23 protein-coding genes are annotated in these 22,636 nt (G+C 36.2%); 7 read left to right on the top strand and 16 right to left on the bottom strand.

What is annotated here, in order from left to right:
- Window positions 1-256 precede the first annotated feature (256 nt).
- Together AC3WSO_RS10145 and AC3WSO_RS10140 are read right to left on the bottom strand one after the other, a co-directional pair.
- Entirely contained in the window at window positions 257-802 is a 546-nt protein-coding gene (locus AC3WSO_RS10145; RefSeq protein WP_492530485.1) for a GNAT family N-acetyltransferase, read from the bottom strand.
- A 14-nt stretch (window positions 803-816) separates the two neighbouring features.
- On the bottom strand, window positions 817-1,350 hold the full coding sequence (locus AC3WSO_RS10140; RefSeq protein WP_492530484.1) for a cysteine hydrolase family protein: 534 nt from the start codon (window positions 1,348-1,350) through the stop codon (window positions 817-819).
- Between the two features lie 425 nt (window positions 1,351-1,775).
- Between AC3WSO_RS10140 and AC3WSO_RS10135 the strand changes: the two genes are divergently transcribed.
- Window positions 1,776-2,216 carry an Imm30 family immunity protein gene (locus AC3WSO_RS10135; RefSeq protein ID WP_492530483.1) on the top strand — a complete coding sequence of 147 codons (441 nt, stop codon included), beginning with the start codon at window positions 1,776-1,778 and terminating at the stop codon, window positions 2,214-2,216.
- A gap of 200 nt (window positions 2,217-2,416) precedes the next feature.
- Here the strand turns inward: AC3WSO_RS10135 and AC3WSO_RS10130 are convergent, their stop codons facing one another.
- Window positions 2,417-3,355 carry a stalk domain-containing protein gene (locus AC3WSO_RS10130; RefSeq protein ID WP_492530482.1) on the bottom strand — a complete coding sequence of 313 codons (939 nt, stop codon included), beginning with the start codon at window positions 3,353-3,355 and terminating at the stop codon, window positions 2,417-2,419.
- A 266-nt stretch (window positions 3,356-3,621) separates the two neighbouring features.
- On the bottom strand, window positions 3,622-5,394 hold the full coding sequence (locus AC3WSO_RS10125) for a glycerophosphoryl diester phosphodiesterase membrane domain-containing protein (RefSeq protein WP_492530481.1): 1,773 nt from the start codon (window positions 5,392-5,394) through the stop codon (window positions 3,622-3,624).
- Window positions 5,395-5,651: 257 nt separating this feature from the next.
- On the opposite strand from AC3WSO_RS10125, the gene AC3WSO_RS10120 reads away from it, so the two are divergent.
- Window positions 5,652-5,870, top strand: a complete 219-nt coding sequence (locus AC3WSO_RS10120; protein WP_492530480.1) for a hypothetical protein — start codon at window positions 5,652-5,654, stop codon at window positions 5,868-5,870.
- 40 nt (window positions 5,871-5,910) lie between these two features.
- Here the strand turns inward: AC3WSO_RS10120 and AC3WSO_RS10115 are convergent, their stop codons facing one another.
- Both AC3WSO_RS10115 and AC3WSO_RS10110 read right to left on the bottom strand, forming a co-directional pair.
- A complete protein-coding gene (locus AC3WSO_RS10115) occupies window positions 5,911-7,485 on the bottom strand; it encodes an amidohydrolase (protein ID WP_492530479.1) in 1,575 nt (524 codons plus the stop codon).
- A gap of 161 nt (window positions 7,486-7,646) precedes the next feature.
- On the bottom strand, window positions 7,647-8,231 hold the full coding sequence (locus AC3WSO_RS10110; RefSeq protein ID WP_492530478.1) for a biotin transporter BioY: 585 nt from the start codon (window positions 8,229-8,231) through the stop codon (window positions 7,647-7,649).
- 749 nt (window positions 8,232-8,980) lie between these two features.
- Here AC3WSO_RS10110 and AC3WSO_RS10105 point away from each other — a divergent pair.
- Window positions 8,981-9,949: a DUF2167 domain-containing protein gene (locus AC3WSO_RS10105; RefSeq protein WP_492530477.1), complete on the top strand. Its 969-nt coding sequence runs from the start codon at window positions 8,981-8,983 to the stop codon at window positions 9,947-9,949.
- Window positions 9,950-10,193: 244 nt separating this feature from the next.
- On the opposite strand, the gene AC3WSO_RS10100 is transcribed toward AC3WSO_RS10105, so the two are convergent.
- The 3 genes from AC3WSO_RS10100 to AC3WSO_RS10090 all read right to left on the bottom strand — a co-directional run bounded on the left by AC3WSO_RS10100 (window position 10,194) and on the right by AC3WSO_RS10090 (window position 12,995).
- On the bottom strand, window positions 10,194-10,856 hold the full coding sequence (locus AC3WSO_RS10100; protein ID WP_492530476.1) for a TIGR04104 family putative zinc finger protein: 663 nt from the start codon (window positions 10,854-10,856) through the stop codon (window positions 10,194-10,196).
- Entirely contained in the window at window positions 10,843-11,358 is a 516-nt protein-coding gene (locus AC3WSO_RS10095) for a sigma-70 family RNA polymerase sigma factor (RefSeq protein ID WP_492530475.1), read from the bottom strand. Before AC3WSO_RS10095 ends, AC3WSO_RS10100 begins: the two co-directional genes overlap by 14 nt.
- A 188-nt stretch (window positions 11,359-11,546) precedes the next feature.
- Window positions 11,547-12,995, bottom strand: coding sequence for a tetratricopeptide repeat-containing diguanylate cyclase (locus AC3WSO_RS10090; RefSeq protein ID WP_492530474.1), 1,449 nt, complete (start codon window positions 12,993-12,995; stop codon window positions 11,547-11,549).
- A gap of 722 nt (window positions 12,996-13,717) precedes the next feature.
- Between AC3WSO_RS10090 and AC3WSO_RS10085 the strand changes: the two genes are divergently transcribed.
- The 3 genes from AC3WSO_RS10085 to AC3WSO_RS10075 all read left to right on the top strand — a co-directional run bounded on the left by AC3WSO_RS10085 (window position 13,718) and on the right by AC3WSO_RS10075 (window position 14,955).
- On the top strand, window positions 13,718-14,158 hold the full coding sequence (locus AC3WSO_RS10085) for a MerR family transcriptional regulator (protein WP_492530473.1): 441 nt from the start codon (window positions 13,718-13,720) through the stop codon (window positions 14,156-14,158).
- A complete protein-coding gene (locus AC3WSO_RS10080) occupies window positions 14,145-14,498 on the top strand; it encodes a DUF4260 domain-containing protein (RefSeq protein ID WP_492530472.1) in 354 nt (117 codons plus the stop codon). The genes AC3WSO_RS10085 and AC3WSO_RS10080 overlap by 14 nt, the downstream gene beginning before the upstream one ends.
- Window positions 14,499-14,625: 127 nt before the next feature.
- A complete protein-coding gene (locus AC3WSO_RS10075; RefSeq protein ID WP_492530471.1) occupies window positions 14,626-14,955 on the top strand; it encodes a YrdB family protein in 330 nt (109 codons plus the stop codon).
- A gap of 244 nt (window positions 14,956-15,199) precedes the next feature.
- Here AC3WSO_RS10075 and AC3WSO_RS10070 read toward each other — a convergent pair whose 3' ends face one another.
- The 7 genes from AC3WSO_RS10070 to AC3WSO_RS10040 form a co-directional block, all read right to left on the bottom strand.
- The gene (locus tag AC3WSO_RS10070) at window positions 15,200-15,799 is read right to left on the bottom strand and encodes an MBL fold metallo-hydrolase (RefSeq protein WP_492530470.1); all 600 of its coding nucleotides are present in this window, start codon (window positions 15,797-15,799) and stop codon (window positions 15,200-15,202) included.
- Window positions 15,800-16,018: 219 nt separating this feature from the next.
- Window positions 16,019-16,240, bottom strand: coding sequence for a hypothetical protein (locus tag AC3WSO_RS10065; RefSeq protein WP_492530469.1), 222 nt, complete (start codon window positions 16,238-16,240; stop codon window positions 16,019-16,021).
- Between the two features lie 11 nt (window positions 16,241-16,251).
- Window positions 16,252-17,322 (bottom strand): LolA family protein, encoded by a 1,071-nt coding sequence (locus tag AC3WSO_RS10060; protein ID WP_492530468.1) that lies wholly within the window; start codon window positions 17,320-17,322, stop codon window positions 16,252-16,254.
- The gene (locus AC3WSO_RS10055; RefSeq protein ID WP_492530467.1) at window positions 17,322-18,767 is read right to left on the bottom strand and encodes a HAMP domain-containing sensor histidine kinase; all 1,446 of its coding nucleotides are present in this window, start codon (window positions 18,765-18,767) and stop codon (window positions 17,322-17,324) included. The genes AC3WSO_RS10060 and AC3WSO_RS10055 overlap by 1 nt, the downstream gene beginning before the upstream one ends.
- A complete protein-coding gene (locus AC3WSO_RS10050) occupies window positions 18,764-19,462 on the bottom strand; it encodes a response regulator transcription factor (protein ID WP_492530466.1) in 699 nt (232 codons plus the stop codon). The genes AC3WSO_RS10055 and AC3WSO_RS10050 overlap by 4 nt, the downstream gene beginning before the upstream one ends.
- A gap of 292 nt (window positions 19,463-19,754) precedes the next feature.
- The gene (locus AC3WSO_RS10045) at window positions 19,755-20,771 is read right to left on the bottom strand and encodes an inorganic phosphate transporter (protein ID WP_492530465.1); all 1,017 of its coding nucleotides are present in this window, start codon (window positions 20,769-20,771) and stop codon (window positions 19,755-19,757) included.
- Window positions 20,772-20,786: 15 nt separating this feature from the next.
- A complete protein-coding gene (locus AC3WSO_RS10040; protein ID WP_492530464.1) occupies window positions 20,787-21,407 on the bottom strand; it encodes a DUF47 domain-containing protein in 621 nt (206 codons plus the stop codon).
- Window positions 21,408-21,818: 411 nt separating this feature from the next.
- Between AC3WSO_RS10040 and AC3WSO_RS10035 the strand changes: the two genes are divergently transcribed.
- Window positions 21,819-22,586 (top strand): sulfite exporter TauE/SafE family protein, encoded by a 768-nt coding sequence (locus AC3WSO_RS10035; RefSeq protein WP_492530463.1) that lies wholly within the window; start codon window positions 21,819-21,821, stop codon window positions 22,584-22,586.
- Window positions 22,587-22,636 lie beyond the last annotated feature (50 nt).

Below are 22,636 nucleotides of genomic sequence, written 5' to 3'. Positions count from 1 at the left end.
CTTTAATTATAATCAGAAAATTCAGTGAAGTGATTGTAAATAACGGCATTTTTATTGATAAGTTATTTTTAGCTAAAAATATATAACATTTTCTTCTTTAAGTATTATTTATGCTAACTGGGTTATTTATAGTTCTCTTTGAAGACCACCAATAGACTGTCTCCCATCTTGCCATAGCAATTCTCAATAGCAAGTTGTTTTCGTTGTAAAAAAAAGCAGCTAAGCACCTATTTGCTTAACTGAGTTTATATTAAAACTATGCCTTAATTCTTCCCATGACAATTGTATTATAATAGTTGCCATCTGAAAGGAGTTTATCATTTTTTAAAACGCCTTCAACTTCAAAGCCAAGTTTTTTATAGAGTAAAATTGCTTTGTCATTTGTCTCTACAACATTCAAGGCCATCTTTTTAATGTCATTAGCATCAGCCCACTCAATCGAAGCATTTAAAAAATTTTTGCCTATTCCATAGCGCCAAAATTCCTTCAATACACCTACACCAAATTCTACTTTATGAGCAATTCTTTTAAATGGCGATCCCGCACATCTTGAGAATCCGACAATGCGATTATCGACTACTGCCACTAAACACAAATTTCTTGGACTTTCTGTGTCTTCCTTAATAATCGCTTCAAATCCTTTCGTATCGATAAAGCCTTCCCCTTGTTCTCTATCGAAGTTTTCCGTTTCTCCATCCAGCTGTAGCCTTAAAGCTGATAATGCTTGGGCATCTTCGAGATTGGCAGATCTAATTGTATAATGAAGTTCATTGACAATAAATTCTTGACTATTTATGAGCATTATTGAAACCTCTTTTACTTAGTTTTATAAAAAGTAGTTGGCTGAATTTTAACGAATCGATTGTGCCAAACTGACTCGTGGTGCTTAATAATTTGCTCTGCATTTAATACACGACTATGTAGTGTGGTATGTGCACCTTCAACTAAAATATTATGATGGTATCCATGGCTGTAAGCATTTCGGATGGTCGTATCTAGGCAAAATTCTGTTTGAGCACCAGCGAAAATAAGCTGCTCAATTTGTTGTTCTTGTAAATATTGCGCTAATTCCGTTTGATAGAATGCATCCCAAGTTGTTTTTTGAATCACTTTATCTTCAGGTTGTCGCAGAAGCCCATAATATAGATCCCAGCCTGGTTTACCAAATGCAAAATCGTCATCCTTATTTGAATCCGTATGTTGGATGAAAATAATAGGAACTTCACTATTACGTGCCCAAGTTATTAACATATTAATAGTATCTAACACTTTTTCATAATCAAATAAATAGTTTTCACTATCCAAAAAGAATGCTTCCTGCATATCCACGATAATTAATGCCTGCTTCATATAGTGCTCCTTTAGAATTTGACTTTAATTATCTAATTGTACAAAAGTTCATTTTCCATTTAAAGAGAATTATGAGAAATGATGTAGTTTTCCCACGCAATGCGGCTAAAACAACTTGCCGAACTATAGCAATTGTATTGCTCTTTTTAACAATGGAACATCTTTAATGTGTGTATGCCATTCACCTAAAAATAGAGGACTGCTGCAAAACATTAGCACTTTTTGCGTAAAAAAATAATATGCGGTACAATTTGGTAATTAGATAAAATCTTCAAATTTGAGGAGTTCTTCTACTGAAAATATAGTGGTTAAAGTTTTAGATCAATTTTTAATTCGGGAATATGTAATGTAGATTCAAATTTAACCATCATACTGTTCATATGACAAAACATATTCTTGATAAATGTAAGAAAGGATGATGACAAATGCATAAAATTGCAGAAATGCTATATAAGAATAGGCTCTCCCTAGAGGAATTCGAAACATTCGAAGATACACTGGCTCAAGTTGATCTATCAAATCCTGCGTTAGTTTATGATCTTTGTCTCGTTTTTGATGATGAAACGGAATGCCCTGAGGTTATGTATGGTTTGATTCATTGTATTGAAGCATTTGAGTGGAAGGATGCACTAAAACACGTCATGTTAGCTACTCCGCGAATGATGGAAAATGCCGCAGAATGGGCGGATACAATGCACTATAGAATTCTAAATGATGATCAATCTCGTATATGGTACAAAGAGTATCTCCATACATTTGAACCAAATCAGAAACAACCTCTTATTCAATTACTTCAATCGATTAGTCGAGGTGAGCCGGAACGGTTTAAAGATAAAGTAGACGAGATCATAGGAACGTATTATTAAATTTGATTCGTTTCAAGAAATGATTAAAGCTTTGAGTCGATCACAGGTAGGGGGATAAACCATATGAGTGAAAGATTAACCTATGAGCATTTTTTCAGCCTAATTTATAAATCTCAAATACACATAAGTCTAAATAAATCCAAACAAATAAACACGAAAAACCCCTCCACAGCATCATGCATGAAGGGGTAAAAAGGTTTTTATTTCATTAATTCTTCAATAAAATCAACTGGTACATATGTTTTTGAGGGTTCTAATAAAGCTGGTGCTACTTTAAAATAACGAAGTGCTTTATTATAGCCATATTCTTTTTGACCACGTGTAATTGTATAAGATAATGCGCCTTTAGAGATAATAGCGCCTTTTCCTGTTGATTCTACTTTAAAGCCTAATTCTTCGGCAATTAAACGTAAAGGTACCATTTTAGTACCTTCAACCTCATAGAAGTCATTGTTAATAATTTCTTGTACAGCAGCTTTAGACGGATCTACTTCACCTTGTTCTTGCGCAATCGTATCTAAAACGACGACTTTTGAAGGTGTAGTTTGTGCTGGAATGCTCTTTGTTGTAAATGTGTAGAACACTAGTAAATGTTGCTCAGCTAAATCATTAGCTTTTACTTTTTTACCAGAGAGGCTAAGTAATTCCGTTTCTTTATCAACATTAAGTGTTAACGTGTTATCAGTATTCACTAATTCTTTATTGAAAAAGTCTACTTCAACTTCAACAATTCCCATTTCTTTTGTTTCAACAATAATTACTTCTGGGTTATATTGTGGTGGATAGATCATAAGCATTGGCTTATTTGCATACGTGTAAGCTGTTACTTGATCACCCTTTTGTAGATTAACTTCTTTACCTGTATTATCGAAAACTAGTGTCTCGTCATTTACGACAAAAACATTTGTATTTTCATTCTCTTTCACAGTGTAATAGGTTGCATCCCCACGTTTTTCAACATTCTCAATTATACCAGCTATTTTAATAAAAGTTGGTTGAACTTCTGGATTTTGCTCCTTATTATCAGTCGCATTCTTTACAACTGCTTCTCCTTCGTTTGCTGATGCGGTTGGAGCTACTACAGCGCCCCCGATTAATAATGCTGACATGGCAAATGGTACGACTTTCGTCATTTTCATAATAAAGCATCTCCTTCATTTCAAGAATTCATAGAAGTAGTCGATTATAAAAGAAAAAGGTTACAGCATTGCCAACTTGTTTAAAGGAATGCTAAATAAGCCGAGATTCCTTTACAACGAAGAATCTCAGCTTTTACTTATATTGTTTGTATTGATTTGAGGGTATTTCCTTGCCTCGCGCGGGTATTCGCTTCCCTTCCGCGGGTATTTCGCCTCACCCCGCGGGTATTTCATTTAAACTAGTATTACAAGCATTCCATACAGATTTAATACATGAATTGAAGTAGGTTTAGTATACGCTGTAAAAAGTATTCGCGTTCATTTTGCTTTGTTCGTATATCCAAAGCCATATCGGGGAGATCGGTTATGACTCCATTGACATTTTTCCGAATAAAATCATGTAATGACTGATTATTATTCAATGTCCATACGAACAAGTCGATTTTTTGCTGCTTCATCTCTGAGATTAACTGGTCTGTTACCCATGCTTCCTCTAGTGAAATAAAATCAACGGTTTCATCCATCGGCCCTATATTTAATGCATAAACAATTCCTACGCGTAAGTTCGGTGCCAATTTTTTTATTTGTGACATCATTTGTGGGTCTGAAGATTGCACATAATACTTATCAAGTACCTTGTAAGCTTTTAGTTTTTTTACTAGCTTGGGCAATACGTCTTCCGTTTCTTTACCATGTACTTTTAATTCAATTAGTAAGGATACATTTAGAGCTTTTGCTATTTCAATAAAATCATCTAATGATGATATTTTGTCGTTAAAGCCATTAGCATGAATAGTTAACGTCTTCAATTCACCGAGCGTCATATTGGCGATAACACCATTTTTACCTGTGAGTCTTCTTAATGTTTGATCATGAAATACTACGAATTGTCCATCCACGGTTTGTTGAATATCGATTTCGATTAAATCTGCACCCGAACTTGCTGCACTGACAAGGCCGCTGATCGTATTTTCCACATTCCCCTTCGTGTAGCCACGATGTGCAATAATTTGTGTATCTGGTGCATAGACACTTTTCTCTAATGAAATACCATTCATCACACTTAATGCGATGAAAACAACCAAAATAATGAAAGTTAAAGGCTTATAGTTTCTTTTTCTAAATTTTGGTGTAAATCGTGATCTCCTTAAAATAGGCGTATTATAGGTAATCGCCACCATTACTTGTGAAATCATTGCTTGCAGTAAACTAAATAACACTACAAAGACCATTTCTAAAAAAGCAAGAGTAATCGCTGCTGTGACAAGTGCTGTGCTCGGAATCAAACGCTCCAACAAATATAATGGAAAAGTACTTATTAGTGTAATGCCAAGCATCACAAGTAAATGAACTAAAGTAAGCATGAATATTAATCCAAGTAGGGTCAACAAGCCGCGCTTTGAAAAACGCCAGCTTTGTATGAATGAACGAAGTAATGATATTTTTGGCTTGATTGTAAAAATCGGCATTGTCAAAATGCTACGTATCCCTACTATAACTAAAACTATTGTAATAGTCGAATAGAGTAAACGACCAGAACGACTGCTCATGATTTCATCTGTCAAAAAATGAGGTAAGGAAATGGCTTGGGTAACTGTTAGTGGAAATATAAATGAAGCTAATGGTAATAAAAGTGCACTATAAATTATAAAAAAAATGACTTGAATACTAAAAAAGGAAAGCACCTTACGATGGAGTTGCTGCCAAATGTGTAGAAATCGATAACGAGTACCTTTTTGTTGATGAAAGGCCATTATAAAAAGAAAGCCCATTTCATAATAAATAAATAGCAAAATGAGCATTATCAAAAGAATGATCATCAAGATGACAAAGGGATGCCCCACAAAACTTTGAATATTTTGCTCAGTTATTTGTGTGTACCCAGTAACTCGTAGCATTAGCTTAAATACGATAGCTGTTACTGGAACAATTAATAAAAACTGAAATAATTTAATCATCGCAAAAACTTGTATATAATCAAAGCGATACTTATAAATATTGTAGACGGCTTGGCGCATCACTTGTCCAGTTTTGTGCATTTACTCACCCCAGTCATACCTTCGTATCTCCTATCTTAAGCATCTTTACGATTTTTATAAGCTCTTCCTTACAGGATATGTAAAGCCATTTATGTTAAATTACTTGAGCTCTTGAAATACAATTTGTCCCATATAATATGCGAGTAAAAATGATAAGATTTCTGTATTTATAGTAGTGCCTAAAAATTTTTTTGAAACTTTTTTGTATGTCACTCAGTAAATAATAAAATCGATACAATTTAAGGGGGCTAATAATTATGATCCAAACGATTTTTAACTTTAGAGATCTTATTAGTACAACTGTACTTCTTGTAAGTTTTCTCGCCATATTTTTCGTGATGATTAATATGATTAAAAAAATGAAATCGACAGCTCCTCTACCTCCTGAAGAAACACTTCAACAAAAAGTAGACGATTTAACAACACGGGTGAATGCGCTAGAGCATCGTGTGGAAAATTTATCAGAAAGACAATAGCTCTTAAACAATACGAGTTAATTGAAAAAACGCTGTAAAGTTATTCTTTACAGCGTTTTTCATAAACGATACGGCCATCCACAACCGTATATGCCACTTTTACTTGTGGAATTTTTTCAATATCTATCGTAAAAAGATCCTCTTCTAATATAGTGAAGTCTGCTGTATAGCCTTTTTCAATCTTACCTCGAATATCATCTTGACCTATTATTTGTAAAGCTCCTACAGTATAGAGTCGTACTGCCTCAAAACGTGATATTTTCTCTTCTGGCCCGTAGCCGTTATGAGATTCTCCCAAATTCCGTCTTGTGACTGCAGCGTATATACCATATAAAGGATTTGGCACTTCAATCGGGGCATCACTACCACCTGCAACGACTAATCCGCTATCTAGTAGTGATTTTAGTGGGTGCAAGCCTTTTGCTCGTTCCTCTCCCAGCCTAGCTAGTTCTGCTGCATACTCGCCCTGCACAAATTGCGGCTGCATATCCACAGCGACTGGCAACCCCGCAAGTTTTTCTAATATCCCTTCATCCACTAAACTACAATGAATAACACGATCTAATTGACCTTCCTGGGGTGGATAGGTAGCAAATACGTTTAAAATTGTTTCAATGGCTAAATCCCCAATGGCATGCACTGCCACTGTTTGTCCATGCTCTCGAGCAAGTTGAACATATTGCTCTAATTGTTCTGTTGAATGGACAAGCATACCGCAATTGCCTGGCTCATCACAGTATGATTTTCGTAAGGCTGCAGTTCGTCCTCCAAAGGCACCATCGATAAAGATCTTCATTGCGCCAAACTCTAAATACGGAGAAGATATTACTTCCATCATAGTTACTTCCTTAAATACAGTATGGTGTTGTAGTAAATGAACTTTAAACGATTGCTTTGCCTCGACGATTTTGCGAAAAGCATTTATTGGTTGAATCGGTGGCCCGTAATAACTTAAATCTTCAGAATGACCACCCACTAAGCCATATGATTGCAAGGATATTACCGCCTTCCCAAGCGCATCCTCGATATATTCAGGCGTAATATGTGGCATATGGTTAACAATCATATACAAAGCTGCATCCTTTAAGACGCCTGTTAGCTCACCATCTACTTTTTCAATGACGCCACCTTCTGGTGACGGTGTGTCGTTTGTTATTCCTGCAAATGCCATTGCCTTGGAATTAGCCAAAATCAAATGATGGCAACTACGCTTAATTATTAAATGTGCTTCCCCTAGAACATCGAGTTCCGCTAATGTTGGGAAAATAGGAACTTCAAATTGTGTCTCATTAAGCCCTATCGCAATCACCCATTGATCTGCGGGAACTTGCAGCATCCTTTCACGAATAATGGCCAGTAGCTCATCCTTACTTCTGACGTTCGATACATCAATATGCTTTAATTTCTCCCCGTAGCCAATAATATGTAAATGACTATCGACAAAGCCTGGATACATCACATTTCCTTGTAAATTTTGAATAGAAGTAGCTTGTGGCGACAAGCTATCTACTGAGCCTGTCGCCACAATTTTTCCATCTTCTACAAGGACTGCCTCAACTGTTTCGCCAACTTGTGCCATCGTGTAAATTTTTCCACCTGTCCATAACGTTGCCAAAACAATTCCTCCTATGCAATCGCTTCTATTTAATTATGCCCCAGTATAATTGCGTCCGCAGTCGGTCGGAGGCATTAGCCCAACGTGATGTTGGTCACTCAGTCGTGTGTCTGGTGTCGCTTCGCTTTCGCACAGATAAATTGCCACAGGACGTGGCGTTCTTAGAATGAGTTCCTCTGTTCAGCAGGTGTTTGGGCCACGTTGAAAGAAATTAAATGGGCTCGCTCTAGGCGACGACGAACAATTACGCCAAACCATCCTGCCATAACGGCTTTCACAATACCTACTATAATAAACGGTGCTGCACCACCCATAAATGCAGCTGTCCAAGTTAAATCTCCAACGATTTTTAACCAAGTCGTTCCAAATGCCAATGTCACAACCATTCCAATGATGTTCGAAGTAATAGCTTGTAAAATTGTAATACCGAACTTATATAAATATAAGCCCATAATAATTGCTGTGACAAGGAATCCGACAATATAGCCACCTGTCGGCCCAACTAAAATTACAAATCCTCCAGACATACCGCTAAATACTGGAAGACCTGCCGCACCAAGCAAAATATAAATCAATACTGACAACGTTCCAAGTCTTGTTCCTAAAATCGTTACGACTAGGCCTACTGCTAATGTTTGTCCTGTTATTGGAATAAGTGGTAACGGTATCGTTACTTGCGCAAGAACAGCAATAATCGCTGCACCAAATGCCGCTAACACATAATTATATGTACTACTCTTTTTCAAACTAAATTTCCTCCCCTTGTGTGTTAACTATAGATGAAAATAAGTTAACACAAACATAATGCAAATGAAAACTGTTGTCAATCTATTTTGAAAAATTGCTATAAAAAAAGAAATTGCTATAGTAAACTAGCAATTTCTTATCATACTTCAGCTTGTAATTTAAATAAATCAGGAGCTATTTGATAAGAAAATATCATCAAATAAAATCCAATTCCAAAATGGTTATTAAAAATGTGTAAATATAGTTAGTCAACTATTTATATTGTGTTCGATTCGTTAATATTCTACAATTAATGTTAGTTTTTTGACCACAATCAGTCCATTTGGATAAAAATCATTCTGAAAAAGACCTGTATTTCGAAAATGAAGAATAGGTACCAAAGTCTCCAAACGTTTGCGAGCAAGTGGTAGAAATTGTGCCTACCTATATAGTTGGAAGAATGCGCGTTGTAACATTTTGGTTTATATGGTAACCTATTTTAGTATTTTTCCATTATTAAGGAGGAAGTTATGTTACGCACTGGAATCATTTTTTAAATTTTAGGTTTAGGGGCATTTATTCTGCCGCAATTCGGTCTACAATTCAAATTATTTACCGTTTTTAACGACATTTTTGGCGGAGGCGAAACCTATGTCGAAATTGCTCTAGCAGGTATAGGCGCCGTCCTAGTATGCATGCATTTATTTAAAGGAAAGAAGGACAAGTCGTCCGCAGCATAAGAACATGTGATTTTTGGGAGGAATTTATTTTGAAATCGTTAATTGCAAGACTATTAAAATCAGTAACTGTTATGACTTTAATTATGATGGTGTGTGCGGTTCCCGCATTCGCCGAAGAAGAGCTGAATTGGATTGAAGGTGGACAGAAAGTTGACGTGGGGACCAATTTAGCGGAACTGGAGTTAGACAGTGATTTTATTTTTCTTAATGCCGAAGATACGAAAAAGTACCTAACGCAGAGCGGGATGGAACCGAGCGGGTCAGAAATCGGCGTGGTTTTTCCAAAGGATGAAAATCAGACTTGGGCCGTATATTTCGAATATGACGAATCTGGATATATAGAAGACGACGAAAAAGCGGAAATCGATGCAGATGCCTTATTGGAAAGCTACAAAGAAGGTACGGAAGAAATGAATAAGGAGTTAAGCCCTGAAAATCAGTTATTCGTTGACAAATGGGATATTGCTCCATTCTATGACAACCAATTACATAGTTTGTCGTGGTCTTTATTAGCGCATGATAATCAGAACAACGGTGTTATTAACTACAATGTCCGAATTCTATCCCGCGAAGGCTATATCTCGGCGATACTAGTCTCAGATCCAGCAAAATTGCAGGCTGATCGTATTGTGTTTAACAACAAAATCCTGTCACAGTTTAACTTAAAGAAGGGTCAGCGCTATGAAGATTTTGACAAAAAAACTGATAAGGTAGCTGAATTCGGCTTGACAGGATTAATTCTTGGAGGGGCGGGTCTAGCAGTTGCCAAAAAAGCGGGCTTTTTTGCTATACTTCTTCCTCTATTAAAGAAGTTCGGGATCATAATTGTGCTGGCTGTCGGTGCGATTTGGGGCTTTATTCGTAAAAGAATGGGATTGAAGAAAGAGCAACCGGAGCAAACTGAACATTCGGAGGAACTACCGACACAAGCGGAGCAATCGGAGCAACCTACACAGGACCAGAGCAAGGACCAAGAGATTGACAAGCAGAAAGTTTAATTTGCATGAGAAATAACCGCTAAATGTTTCGAGAATGTGGTTAAAAATAGGAATAATTAAAGCCCCTCCTAATCGCTCGTTAGCCAGGTGATTAGGAGGGGCTTTTCATATCGGTATTCATATAAAGAAGTACCTTATGGCCAAAACCATAGCGAATTTTGCATCCTTTCAACCGTTGTCAATCTAATCTAAAAAAGAGAAAAAAAGAAATTGCTATAGTGATCTAGTAATTTCTCTATACAAATTACCAAAGCGGATCGTTGATAGGATCATCTTCTTGTAAATCAAATACATATGGTGCTAGTAATCGATAATAAATAAGAACACCAGCGATAAAGAAAATAGTCCCAATAGAAATATTATTAAAAACAATATGCATAAATATCATAAGTGGAATCGGGAACGTTAAAATACCACCCATTTTCATTGATTTTTTTGTGCGATATTGTTTTTTCCCACAATAAGGACATTCGATTTGTCCATTTTTCCGGTACATTTTTCGAGCTTGCTTCTCTGACCAAGTTTCCCCACACTCAATGCACACCGGTAGGCCATAGCCTTTCTTGATTAACACACCTTTCACAATCAAAGCAATCCCTACCAAGAAGCTAAAAAGCAATATCCCTTTTACAAAATCATTTTGTAAAATTGTCCATAGGCTCCATGTATCCGCTTCTTGCTGTACACTAGCTGCCTGATGACTTCCTGAATGTTTATTCTGTGATAGTAAATAACTAAAACCAATGGCCAACATCGTAAACGTCGCAAGCACCACACGATATTGCCATGGACTACTTCTTCTTTGTTTCGTTTTATTACGTGCTTTCTGAGCAATTACCTGTTTTTTCTCATCTGTAAGCTTTACATCTCGAAGTTCTTGTAGCATATCTTCTTTAAATTGATTCATGGCGTAACACCTCCCAATCATAATCACCGATTGCTGTTGCAAGTTGCTTTCTAGCACGCTGTAATCTTGTACGTATTGTTGCTTCTGGACAACTTACGAGCTGTGCAATTTCTACTGTCGTCATATCCTCAAAATAGTAGAGAATCAGTACTTCCCTATAGGCCACTGATAATGTAAACAAAGCTTCTACTAGCTCTCGTTTTGTGGACTTAGCAAGATATTCTTTTTCAGGCGTGACTGCTGTCGTACGTCCTGTTATTTTTTCAAAGAGTGTCAGTCGTTTACTTTTCCAGCTGCGCAAATAATCATGGCTTCGATTGACCGTCATTTTCACTAAATATGTACGTAATGATGCTTCTTGACGAAATTGCTCCTGCTTTTGATAAAAGGCGATAAACACATCCTGCACAATGTCCTCAGCTGTTGCTTCATTTTTCACATATAAATAAGCAACCTTTAATAAATAATCACCGTGCTCTGCAATAATATTTTCGATATCCATCGTTGTCCTCACCTTCTTTCTAAACTACTGACGGACGCCGCTTCATTTCCGATTCACTTTATTAAAAAATTTTTTCAAAAGAAAAGAATCTGCGAAACTCCAATGAAAAATTCGTTGGAATGAAGCAGATCCTTTATGATTGATACTAAATATTAACATTACACGCCAGCCCCCGTCATCTGACTTGTTTAATTTCGATTCCCCGCGCCACTATATTGATTAAAAACAGTGATTTGGTTTCGACCATTGCGCTTTGACGTATATAGTGCTGTGTCCGCACTATGGATCAGCTCCTCAACAGTGGCAATCTGACCTTGTTTATTCGTACTGACACCAATACTAAATTCCAACTGAACGTTCTCATCATTAATTGTTAAGGACAGAGAGTTTAATGTTTGATAGAGATTTTCCGTTATCGTTTGAATGGATTCATCCTCCGGTAATTGACTAAGAACAATAAACTCATCACCGCCAAAACGAGCAACGATCGACTCAAATGATTGAAAATAATCCTTTAATGTAGTTGCAGTAATCGTTAAAGCATCATCACCAAATAAATGACCATTTGCATCATTAATTTCTTTAAAATGGTCTAAATCAATCATCATTAATGCTAATTGCTGATTTTCTACCGAAGCCTTCTCCAGCATTTTTTCTGCATTCTCATCAAAATAACGTCGATTATAAATATTTGTTAATGGATCAATGTAAGAAGTTTTTTCAAAACGTTTTTTCTGGTCATTATACTCCATCTCAAATAATAAATGAGTATAATTTTCCCTTTGCATTTCCAACAAAATGTTAATATATTCCTTTTGTATCGAGCACAATACAAGCTTATTCCCTTGTTCTTCTATTAGCTTCACTAAAGAATTATAAATAGTTTGAAGCATAGACAAATCATTATTTTGTAAGGCATAGTGCTTCGCCTTTTGATACAAATCAATGGCCTCCCCAATGCGCCCCTGTTTTTCACAAAGCAATGCATAGGCATTCATTACCTCCAATTGTAACTTGGAGTAAGGTGGTTTCTTAATCGTCACTAGTAATTCTTGCAATAATTCATCTGCTTCATCAAATTCCTCCAAGCAAATTTGTGCAACAGCTAAGTTTATTTTTGAATAAATAATCCCTGAATATGGATTTTCATGCTTTGTCTCAAAATAATTGGCATAGTATAAGCTCTTTAATGCAAAATCCTTCGCTTTTTGAGAGTTCCCTAAAGAGTTTTCTAAGTCGCTTAAATTATTATAAATTTTCCCTATGCTATCTGTATGTTGTATACGCTCAGCAATCTCTAGTCCCTTGAACATAAACTCTTTCGATTTCTTTATATGGCCAAATGTCCCCCAATAAATGGATGCTAAAATATAATGATGGATTAAATCGATATCATCGCCATATTGGAAGGTTAATTCTTGATATTGCTCTAGCACACTAATGGATACTTGCAAATCACCTGTTTGAAAATAGCTTGCACAGCTATAGCGTAATAACAGGATTGCTTTTTTATACATACCAAGCTCTATAGCACTTTCAATTGCGGCACTACTTAATTCTATATATTCTATAAAGCGATTCGCTTCATACAATTCATTGAGTGTAATCCATAATTCTTCAAACTCCTGTATGTTCATATCGCTCCTCCTTAAAGTAACACCTACTTCTTTAATACTATCTTTATGTGCCAAATATTACAATTCCTCAGACTCATTTATTTTCAAATTTATGAGTAAAATTAACCTCAAAATTCCATTCAGTGATTCATTTATCCTAAAAAGTTGTGATTCCACCTGTAAAATGACTCTTTTTATAGGGGGGATATTTAAGATACCATAAAAACCATAATTTTCCGATGAATAAAAAAACAGCCTCTTCTCGAAAGAGACTTGAAGAAGGTGGGGATAGCTAGATATGTGTGGATCAACATCATAATGTGAAGTTGATTTCCGTTCCGGCTAGCTACTCTTCTGGGAACTTCAGAGCAACAGTTTTTTGCGAAAGCGTAGCGCTACGGCAGTGGCAGCAACAGCACGAGGTTGGTCACGAAGGTGTTAATATAGGACGTGATACTTTTTGCTAAAATCAACTATTCTTTATCACTAAATGATTTAAAGTAAATCAAAATTCATCATAAAGAAAGAGCTCCCACAAAAGTTCAAATGATGAGGTCTACCGATTTTATCATACAGCTTATTATAAAGATTCTTCAATACTTAAACGCTTTTTTGACTAAGATATACCATACGTAACCTATCTTATACAAAATGACCGTTTCACTTAATTTTTAAAAAATTTCAGTTATCGTATTGACCTTGGAGCATACTCCAATGTTAGGATAAATTTAGGAGGTGCTCACATGCATATAAAACAGTTTGCAGCAAAATATAATTTATCTACTGATACCGTACGTTACTATGAAAAAGAAGGATTACTACATCCAAATAAACAGAACAATGGCTATCGCGTGTATGATGTCACGTGTGAACATACAATCAAATTTATTTTAGTATTAAGGCAGCTTGGCTTCACATTACAAGAAATCAATCAACTTCTGACACTAGAGCAAAAGCCTACTTCTGATTCTTGCAATCAAGAGACCGTACGACTTTTCTCTGCAAAGATCAATCACATTGAGCAGCAGTTATATTTTTATCAGCAGGCACTACAATCCTTACAGCTCACTCAAACATTAATGGCTGAAGGAAAATACGCTGAAAATAAGCTAGTCATCGGTTCACTTATCGAGGATATGTATAAAAAATTACAAGAAGGAAGTGTTCATCATGAAACTACGTAAAATTATCTCCTTGGAATATTTAATAGCACTTTTAGTAACTGTATTTTTCTACTGGCATTTTGAATTTTCGTTCCTATATTTTGTACTACTTTTACTACTACCTGATATAACGATGTTAGGCTACATAGTAAACACTAAAGTTGGCGCATTATTTTATAATATTGGCCACAGTTTAGTCCTGCCAGGTATTCTCTTGATTATAGGTTTTGTCACTGCATCATCACCCCTACTAATGGCTTCTATAATTTGGATAGCTCATATATTTTTAGATCGTGCACTAGGCTATGGTTTAAAATATGATGGAACTTTTACAAAAACTCATTTACAGCAAATAGTTTAAGGTAGAAGTTGAGGCTCTATCGGTAAGCTGCGTTTTATCAGCGATGAGCGTTCTTTTCTGTAGTTCTGTTTCACTTTGTCAGCGATTATGTTTACCCTTTTAAAAAATAATTTTTCGGAGGGATCATATGGTGTTGAATTTAGTTCTTCGCTTTCTATTAGAAATTTGCGTATTAATGGCTTATGGATATTGGGGTATACAAACTGGGAAAGGCATATTCTTCAAGCTCCTACTTGGAGTTGGAGCACCCGCTTTGTTCGTAGTTCTTTGGAGTATGTTTGGTTCACCCAAAGCAACATTTCCATTGAGTGGGGTTTCGCATTTTATGTTTGAAATTTTGATATTCTCGCTAGCCGTCATCGCACTATATGCTACAGGTCAAACAAAATTAGCTAATGGATTTGCTCTACTCATCATCATTAATCAGATTTTATTGTCCGTATTTAATCAACGCTAAAAAAATTCACTTTTTTTAAAGTGGATTTTTAGCTTTTTTGAAGGTATGTGTATATCGTTGTAAGGTTAGCTTTAATATCGTTTACTCCCTTCCACTCCCTATACGTTTTAGGTACATCAAATTCAGAAACAAAATCTTCCAGTGACAACTTTCGTTGAAGGGCCTCTTCTGCTTGTTGAGTCATATAGTCATATAATGTAAGTAATCAATTAACGTATCGCATACAGTCAAATCTGCAGCATTACTATGACCAGGAACAATTATATTGATATGGATGCTTTAATATGTTCATAAATTCTTCAGGGTCATAGATCGGGACATGTAAATCTTTTGTCACTAAATCCCCCATAAAAGCTATTTTTTCTTTAGATAAATCATCCAACACCTTCGACATTTCTTGATATTGGTTGATTAGACTCGTTTTTATAATGATGTCCTCTGTTGAATCAATTTTACTTTTTAGCTGAAGCAGGTAATGATTCATATCCAGCTTTTCCTTCTCGTAGTCTTCAATCTTATTCTTTTCTTTGCACAATTTCTCCGTTATATATGTAGAAATAATTGTTGCATCCGAAAATACTTGATTCCCAAAAACGTGATCCCCGTGATAGTGACTGTTAATCAAATACTTTATTTTCTTACCGGTTAAACTTTCAGCTTGGCGTCTTAACTCTTCCCCCGCCGAAGGAGTATTTAACGAATCAAAAACTATAAGTTCTTCACCTAAATCAATGATTCCCGCCTTACTCCAAGCACCTTGACCTGGTTTAGCAACGGCAGCATATATACCGTCACATAAATTATGGAAAGTAAAATAGTTTGTTTCTATAATCTCCCGTCCCATTCATAGTCCCCCTAAAGTTTTTACATAGTATAGTATTTATACCTATAGATTAATCCTGGGACAAAAAGATTTTAGCCAATGAAAAACCCAGACTATTACGAAACGCGCATTCTGTGTTTCGTAATTGTCCGGGTTTTCTATTTATATTCTTTGTTCATTTAAAAATTATCCGTCTTTCATAAAAGACAAATTAGTTATGTCCCAGCCTCTTTCCTCATATTAGATGAGTTGCTTAATCTTCGTTTCATATAGCGCAACTATTAGTAAGCCGCCAAGTATAGGCGTTAAAGAGCTAAAACTAAAATAAAAACCTTCATCACTGTATTGTCCTAAGAAATGAAATTGCAGCCATGGAACTCCATATGTTTCACCTACACCATATAAAAAAACTGTGCTAAATAAAAACAATGCGAGACATTTTATAAATTCATTTCTATTCATTACAATTCACCTCACTTAACGATGGTCATTTGTTTTGCATATGCTACAAGGTCATCCATTGTTCGCTCAGGGTTTTCGATCATAATGCCATATTGATAGCCATTTTCCTGCCAACCAATATAACGGAATTTTTTCTCGTCCATGGCAGTCCCTTTTTGACCTCGAATGTCTATTTCTTTTTCACCTAAAGTGGGATCAGCCTCAGTAGCACTACTATTTGCTTTAAAAACTGTTACTGAAATTTCTTTCAGATTGTTCTTTGTATAATTAAAGGTATACTCTGAACGACCTTCTATCCCTTTATCTAATGAAATATCTTCCAAAATTAATCCATCTTCTTCTGGCATCATTAAAAATTCGCCAAGTTCTCCTTTCACTGTATCTAGTGTTACTGACTCAGATTCATGCCCACTTATTTCCTCCACTTTCGCATCCTTTGGAATATCAATTGTAAATTGTGCATCCTCAATTTTTGCGCTGTCATCTAGTTTCGTATACTCTGATGTCATTTTAGTTCCAGCACTATTTGTTATTGTTTTTAACGTCACCCAAGTTTTTTTATCAATCCATACTTCAATATCACCTATTAAAGTATCCTCTTTTTTGGCTTTCGCTACGATTTTATACGTATCTCTTCCAGCAATCTTCTCCTCCCCTGCAATTTTCACATCATGTGTATCCTTTACTATATTGAAAAGTGATTCTGCCTGGTCTCTTGGTGATTGGAATAAATCCGAGCCACCTTCGCCTATATCCATTTTATGAACAGTGTTTTTTACAACATCATATAAAAGGACTTGTGAGCCATTGTTGACTGTGATAATATGCTCACCGTTTTCAGCTGTTATCTCAACACGTCTTTTACCATCTTTCGTCCACTCCTTAACTTGAGCTTTACCACCAATATCTCCCATATCCATTTGGTATTCAGCGTAATAAGTAAGTGGTTCTTTTGTTTCCTGTAATGCTTGATCAATAATTTCCTGTGGAGAATATGCCCCCTCCGTATTACAACCTACTAAGCTAAATGTTAGTGCGGCAACTAAACCTGCTGCACGTAATGATTTTTTCCAATTCATCATCAATTCTCTCCTTTAAATGGTGGCAACCAGCAAAGTACAGCTGTTCCATAGCCTTCTTTCGATACAAGTTCTACTGTCCCACCATGCTTTTCTATTATTTGCTTTGCTATATTTAATCCTAGTCCAGTGCCGCGCTCCCCAGCCTTTGTTCGTGCTGAATCTGCTTGGTACATGGGCTCAAATAACTTCTCAATATCCTCTTTTTTTACACCTTGCCCGCTATTTTGTAAGATGATATACATTCCCTCTTGCTTTTTTAGAGCTGACTGTACAAAATCAAAGCTCCATACCGGACACTCTCCAGCATTCATGGCAGCTAAGCCTATCATCGTACCTACTGCCCCATAGCGCCAAGCATTACTCATTAAATTGTCGATCACCCGTTGAAGCTGCTTTGGATGCACTGCATACATACCATCTATGTCACAAGTGACTTCAAGCATAAATCCTCGATCCTTACATAGTTGCTCATAATCAGATAGTGCCATTTCAAAAAACTCGGACCCATCTACTGCAACTAGGTCTAAATGATAGCTTGTGGATCGCAGTAAAGTGAACATTAGTAAATCCTCTAACATCTGCTTCATCGTTTCAGACTTTGTTAAAATAATTTGGCGGTACTCGTCTTGCTGTTCTTCTGATAACGCCTTACTTTGTAAAGACTCGGCATACGCTTGAATAGCTGTAAGAGGGGTTTTTAAATCATGGGAAATACTTGCAATCATTAGCTCCTTTTGCTGTTGTTCAACTTTTAAATGAGCTCGTGCTGTTTCAATTTCGTCCTGCATGGCAAGAAAGGTTTGAGCAAGATCTCCAATTTCATCTTTTCTTGCCACTAAATTCGATTCCACATGCTCTCCCTTTGCAAAAGCACGCATTTGCCTCATCAGTTCATGTAAAGGCCGATTTAATTTTCGGTTAAGCAGTATCATGACTGCGAAATAAATAAGGAGGAATAATAGTATAGAGCTAGCTATTACAAGCCAAGAACGGCTTTCTACACCTTTTACCCAATCCTTCCGAACTAATTGAATTTCATATACCCCAAGTAACTCCCCATCTTGATAAACAGGTTCTTTATACGTAAAGGCATTGTAGTTTTGCTTTAGTTCATATAAACCTTTTAAAATAATATCCATCGAATCATAGTCCAATTTCAATGGATTGGAGGAATACAAAAGAATGCCTGATTTTGAGTAAAGTGTAATGGCGAGCTGATCATTCGATAGTGCTTCAATATCTTGTATATCCGCATTTCTTTTATAATGCTCAGGATTTTCGAGAACGGATTTCACCTGATTTAGCTCGGTCATTTTTTCGAAATATTCAGCAATGCTTTTATCTTGATAATAGGCATTAATCCATATATAAAGGCTATAAGCACCTGTTATCGGTAACACCATCACGATGAAAAAAGTGATGAGTAACCAAGTTTTAATTTTCATAGCGGTTCACCAATAAAACGGTAGCCCTTGCCCCAAACTGTTTGTATATAGTACGGTGTTTTAACTGGGTCCTTTAACTTTTCTCGTAGCGCCTTTATATGTACTGTGACAGTATGAGTTTCATCTACGCTCGCCTGTTGCCAAATATGCTGATATAACTCTTCTTTAGAAAAAATTTGGTTTGGATTTTTCGCAAGTAGTTTTAATAGCGCAAATTCCTTCTGTGTTAAGGTAAGCTCTTTATCATGAAGGCGCACCGATTCCTTTTGCCAATCAATTTTTAAGCCTTGTGTAAAGGATGTAACATCTTCTGTTATTTCTTTTTTCGTATAACGTTGCCAACGACGTAAGTGTGAGGCAACACGTGCCTTTAACTCCTCTAAGCTAAATGGTTTCGCAATATAATCATCAGCGCCCTGCAAGCCCTCAACCTTATCAGCCTCTTCCTTACGCGCACTCATCATTAAAATAGGTACATCACTTTCCCAACGAATATTTTGACAAACAGTAAGACCGTCCATCTCAGGCAACATCCAATCGACTAACACTAAATCGAATGTATCAGCTTGAAAATCAGCTAGCCCTTCAAGTCCTGTTGTTGCCCAAGTAATTTGGTAACCTTCTTGCTCAAGCGTTTCCTTCACAATACGTCCAATCGCAGTATCATCCTCAATCACTAATAGCTTTTCTTTCATCTGATTTCCTCCTGCACTAACCTTACTATGTAAAAAGACATTTTTTCTGAACTTTATACTTTCTTTATAATTACCATAGATCTGGCTTTCCGTCACTTCTCGTTTTTTATCCATCGCTCTGGGCGGGTTTTCCGTCACTTCGCCTTTTCTTTCCGGCGCTCCGCCCGCTCAGCTCGACCTTTCCGCCGCTCTAGTTGAACCTTGGACCATCCCTCGCATTGCCTTTCCATCAATCCCATCCAATAAATCAAATAAAAAAGAATGCACAATTTGCGTGCATTCCCTCATTATGTTAGAAAAATAAACTTAAGATATAGTATATAGCTGCAGCCATGACTGCGGAAATAGGCATCGTGATTACCCATGTTGTTACAATTTTTCGTGCCATGCCCCATTTAACACCTTTTACACGATGTGCTGTACCTACACCCATAATAGATGAAGAAATAACATGTGTTGTAGATACTGGCAAGTGAATTAATGTCGCACCGAAAATGATGGATGCCGAAGCAAGGTCTGCCGCAACACCGTTTACTGGACGGATTTTCATGATCTTACCACCGACTGTTTTGATGATTTTATAACCACCTACAGAAGTACCAAGACCCATCGCACATGCTGCTGCAAAACGTACCCAGAAAGGAATATCGTCTGTATGGTGCAAGCCTCCTGCAATTAAAGCTAGCGTAATAATCCCCATCGCTTTTTGCGCATCGTTTGTACCATGAGTAAATGATTGTAATGCAGCTGTACCAATTTGCATTGTCCGGAAGCCTTTATTCGTTCGATATAAATTCATATCCTTAAAGAAGACTTTGAATAAAGTCATCATTAAGAAACCCGCTCCAAACGCAAGTAATGGTGAGAAAATAAGTGCCTGAAGGATTTTTATAAAGCCACTATAGTTCAAAATATTAAAGCCTGCCGCTGCAATCGCAGCACCTGCCACAGAACCAATCAATGTATGCGATGAACTAGACGGAATTCCAAAGTACCACGTTACTAAGTTCCATGTAATCGCTGATAATAATGCCGCTAAAATAACGACAGAACCTGTAGTATCTCCAATATAAGAATTTAAGGTGAACGGGTCAACAATATCCTTTGTTAAAGCTTTCGCTACCCCAACGAATGTAATAGCTCCAATGAAGTTCATAACCGCAGCCATATATACTGCTGTACGTGGCTTCAATGCCCTTGTTGATACAGAAGTTGCGATCGCGTTGGCTGTATCATGGAAGCCGTTAATAAAGTCGAATACAAGTGCAAATATAACGACTAATATTGTTATCAGTAATATCGTATCCATTTAGTACTCTCCATCTTACGCGTTACGCATAATTATTGTTTCAATTGTATTTGCTACTGTTTGACAACTGTCAGCTATATCCTCAAATTGTTCGTAAATACTTTTAAACACCATGATGCGCATTGGATCCTTTTCTTGAATAAATAATTGCTTCATCGAAGAACGGAAAATTTCATCACATTCACGCTCATAGTCCTTAATTTGAATAGCATGTTTACGCATTTCAACAAGCTTTTTACTATTTAATAACTCCATTGCTTGGACCATTTCGTCTGTGCTTTTCGCAATATATGTTAAAAATTGGCGCATTGGCTCTGTCACTTCTGTTAAATTATACATATCAAAATGAGCAATACAGCCTTCCATGCCATCAATAACATCATCTAATTTATTGGCAAGTGCTAAAATATCCTCACGTTCAATTGGAGTCATAAATGATTTATTTAACATCACAATAAGTTCGTGGATTAATTTATCTCCACTTGTTTCATAGTTCTTCATTGTGTCTGCGATTTCTTTTAGTGCATCTATATCTTGAATACGCGCATTGTGAGCATAATAAATACCTTCTTTAACATTTTTAGAAATATTTAATAATGCTTTAAAAAATGGATCTTGCTTGTTTGAGTTGAACATCATGTTCCTCCTGTTGAATGAATATTGTCGATTTCTGCAATCATCATAACAAAACTTTCACATACTTCTACAGATTTTTAAACATAAACAAGTTGAATTTACAAAAATGTAATATAAAATTTGCCACAATTATTTCTAGGTACTTTTCCAAGTTGAAAACGTTGGAAACTCGATAACAAAAATGAGCGATTTTCCTTTAAATATACCCATTTTTTCTTTTATTTTTATAAAAATACTTGAAAAACTTTTTTCCTTTCTATTTTTTTCATCTTTATTAATGTTAAGGAATTGTAAACGAAATTTACATTAGAAAAGAGAAACTCCATTGTCATTTATTACAATTCGCAGTACTGTTATAAGAAAAGTGTAACTTACACAATATGCGTGAAAGAAGGTTGTGAATATATACATATGGACATCGATTTACTATCATTTACAATACTTTTAGTACTCGGCTTTATCGCATCCTTTTTAAATGCGATTGTCGGTGGCGGAGGATTAATTTCATTACCTGCGCTTATGGCGGTTGGTTTACCACCAAGTACAGCGATTGCCACAAACAAACTCGCCAATACAATTAGCAATGGGACTAGCATGTTAACTTTCTTACGAGCTGGCAAGGTCGATGTAAAAAAGAATAGAAAAATAATACCTTTTATTTTTATTGGTTCGTTCATTGGTGCCTATACTGTGCATCTTGTATCACCTGCTATTTTAAAGCCGCTAATGCTTGTTATGCTCGTCCTCGTTACCACTTATACGGTTTTTAAGAAAGATTGGGGACAACAACCTGAAGAGCGGATTTTAAGTACTGGGAAGAAAATCATCTTTGTTGGCGCTTTTGCTGCTGTTGGCTTTTATGATGGTTTCTTCGGACCTGGTACTGGTTCTTTTTTTATTTTCATTTTATTAATGATGGGCAATGATTTTTTGCAAGCTGCGGGTAATGCAAAAGCTTTTAACTTCACATCAAACTTAGCAGCGCTTGCTATGTTTTTACTTTTAGGAAAAGTGAATTTTTTATACGGCCTACCGATGGGTTTTATTATGATTTTCGGTGCCATACTAGGTTCAAAATTTGCGCTGAAACGTGGGACAAAAATGATGCGTTTTATTTTTATCATCATGACTTGTATATTAATTGTTAAAAATACTTGGGATTATTTCAGTAGCCATTAAAGTCCACTACTAAATGGAAAAACACTACTGATATCATTGACAAAATGTTT

It is taken from the genome of Lysinibacillus sp. EB106-09-02-XG168 (genome assembly GCF_058791475.1).
The sequence above is the reverse complement of the archived record's forward strand: the minus strand, read 5'-3'. Positions and strand labels throughout refer to the sequence as shown.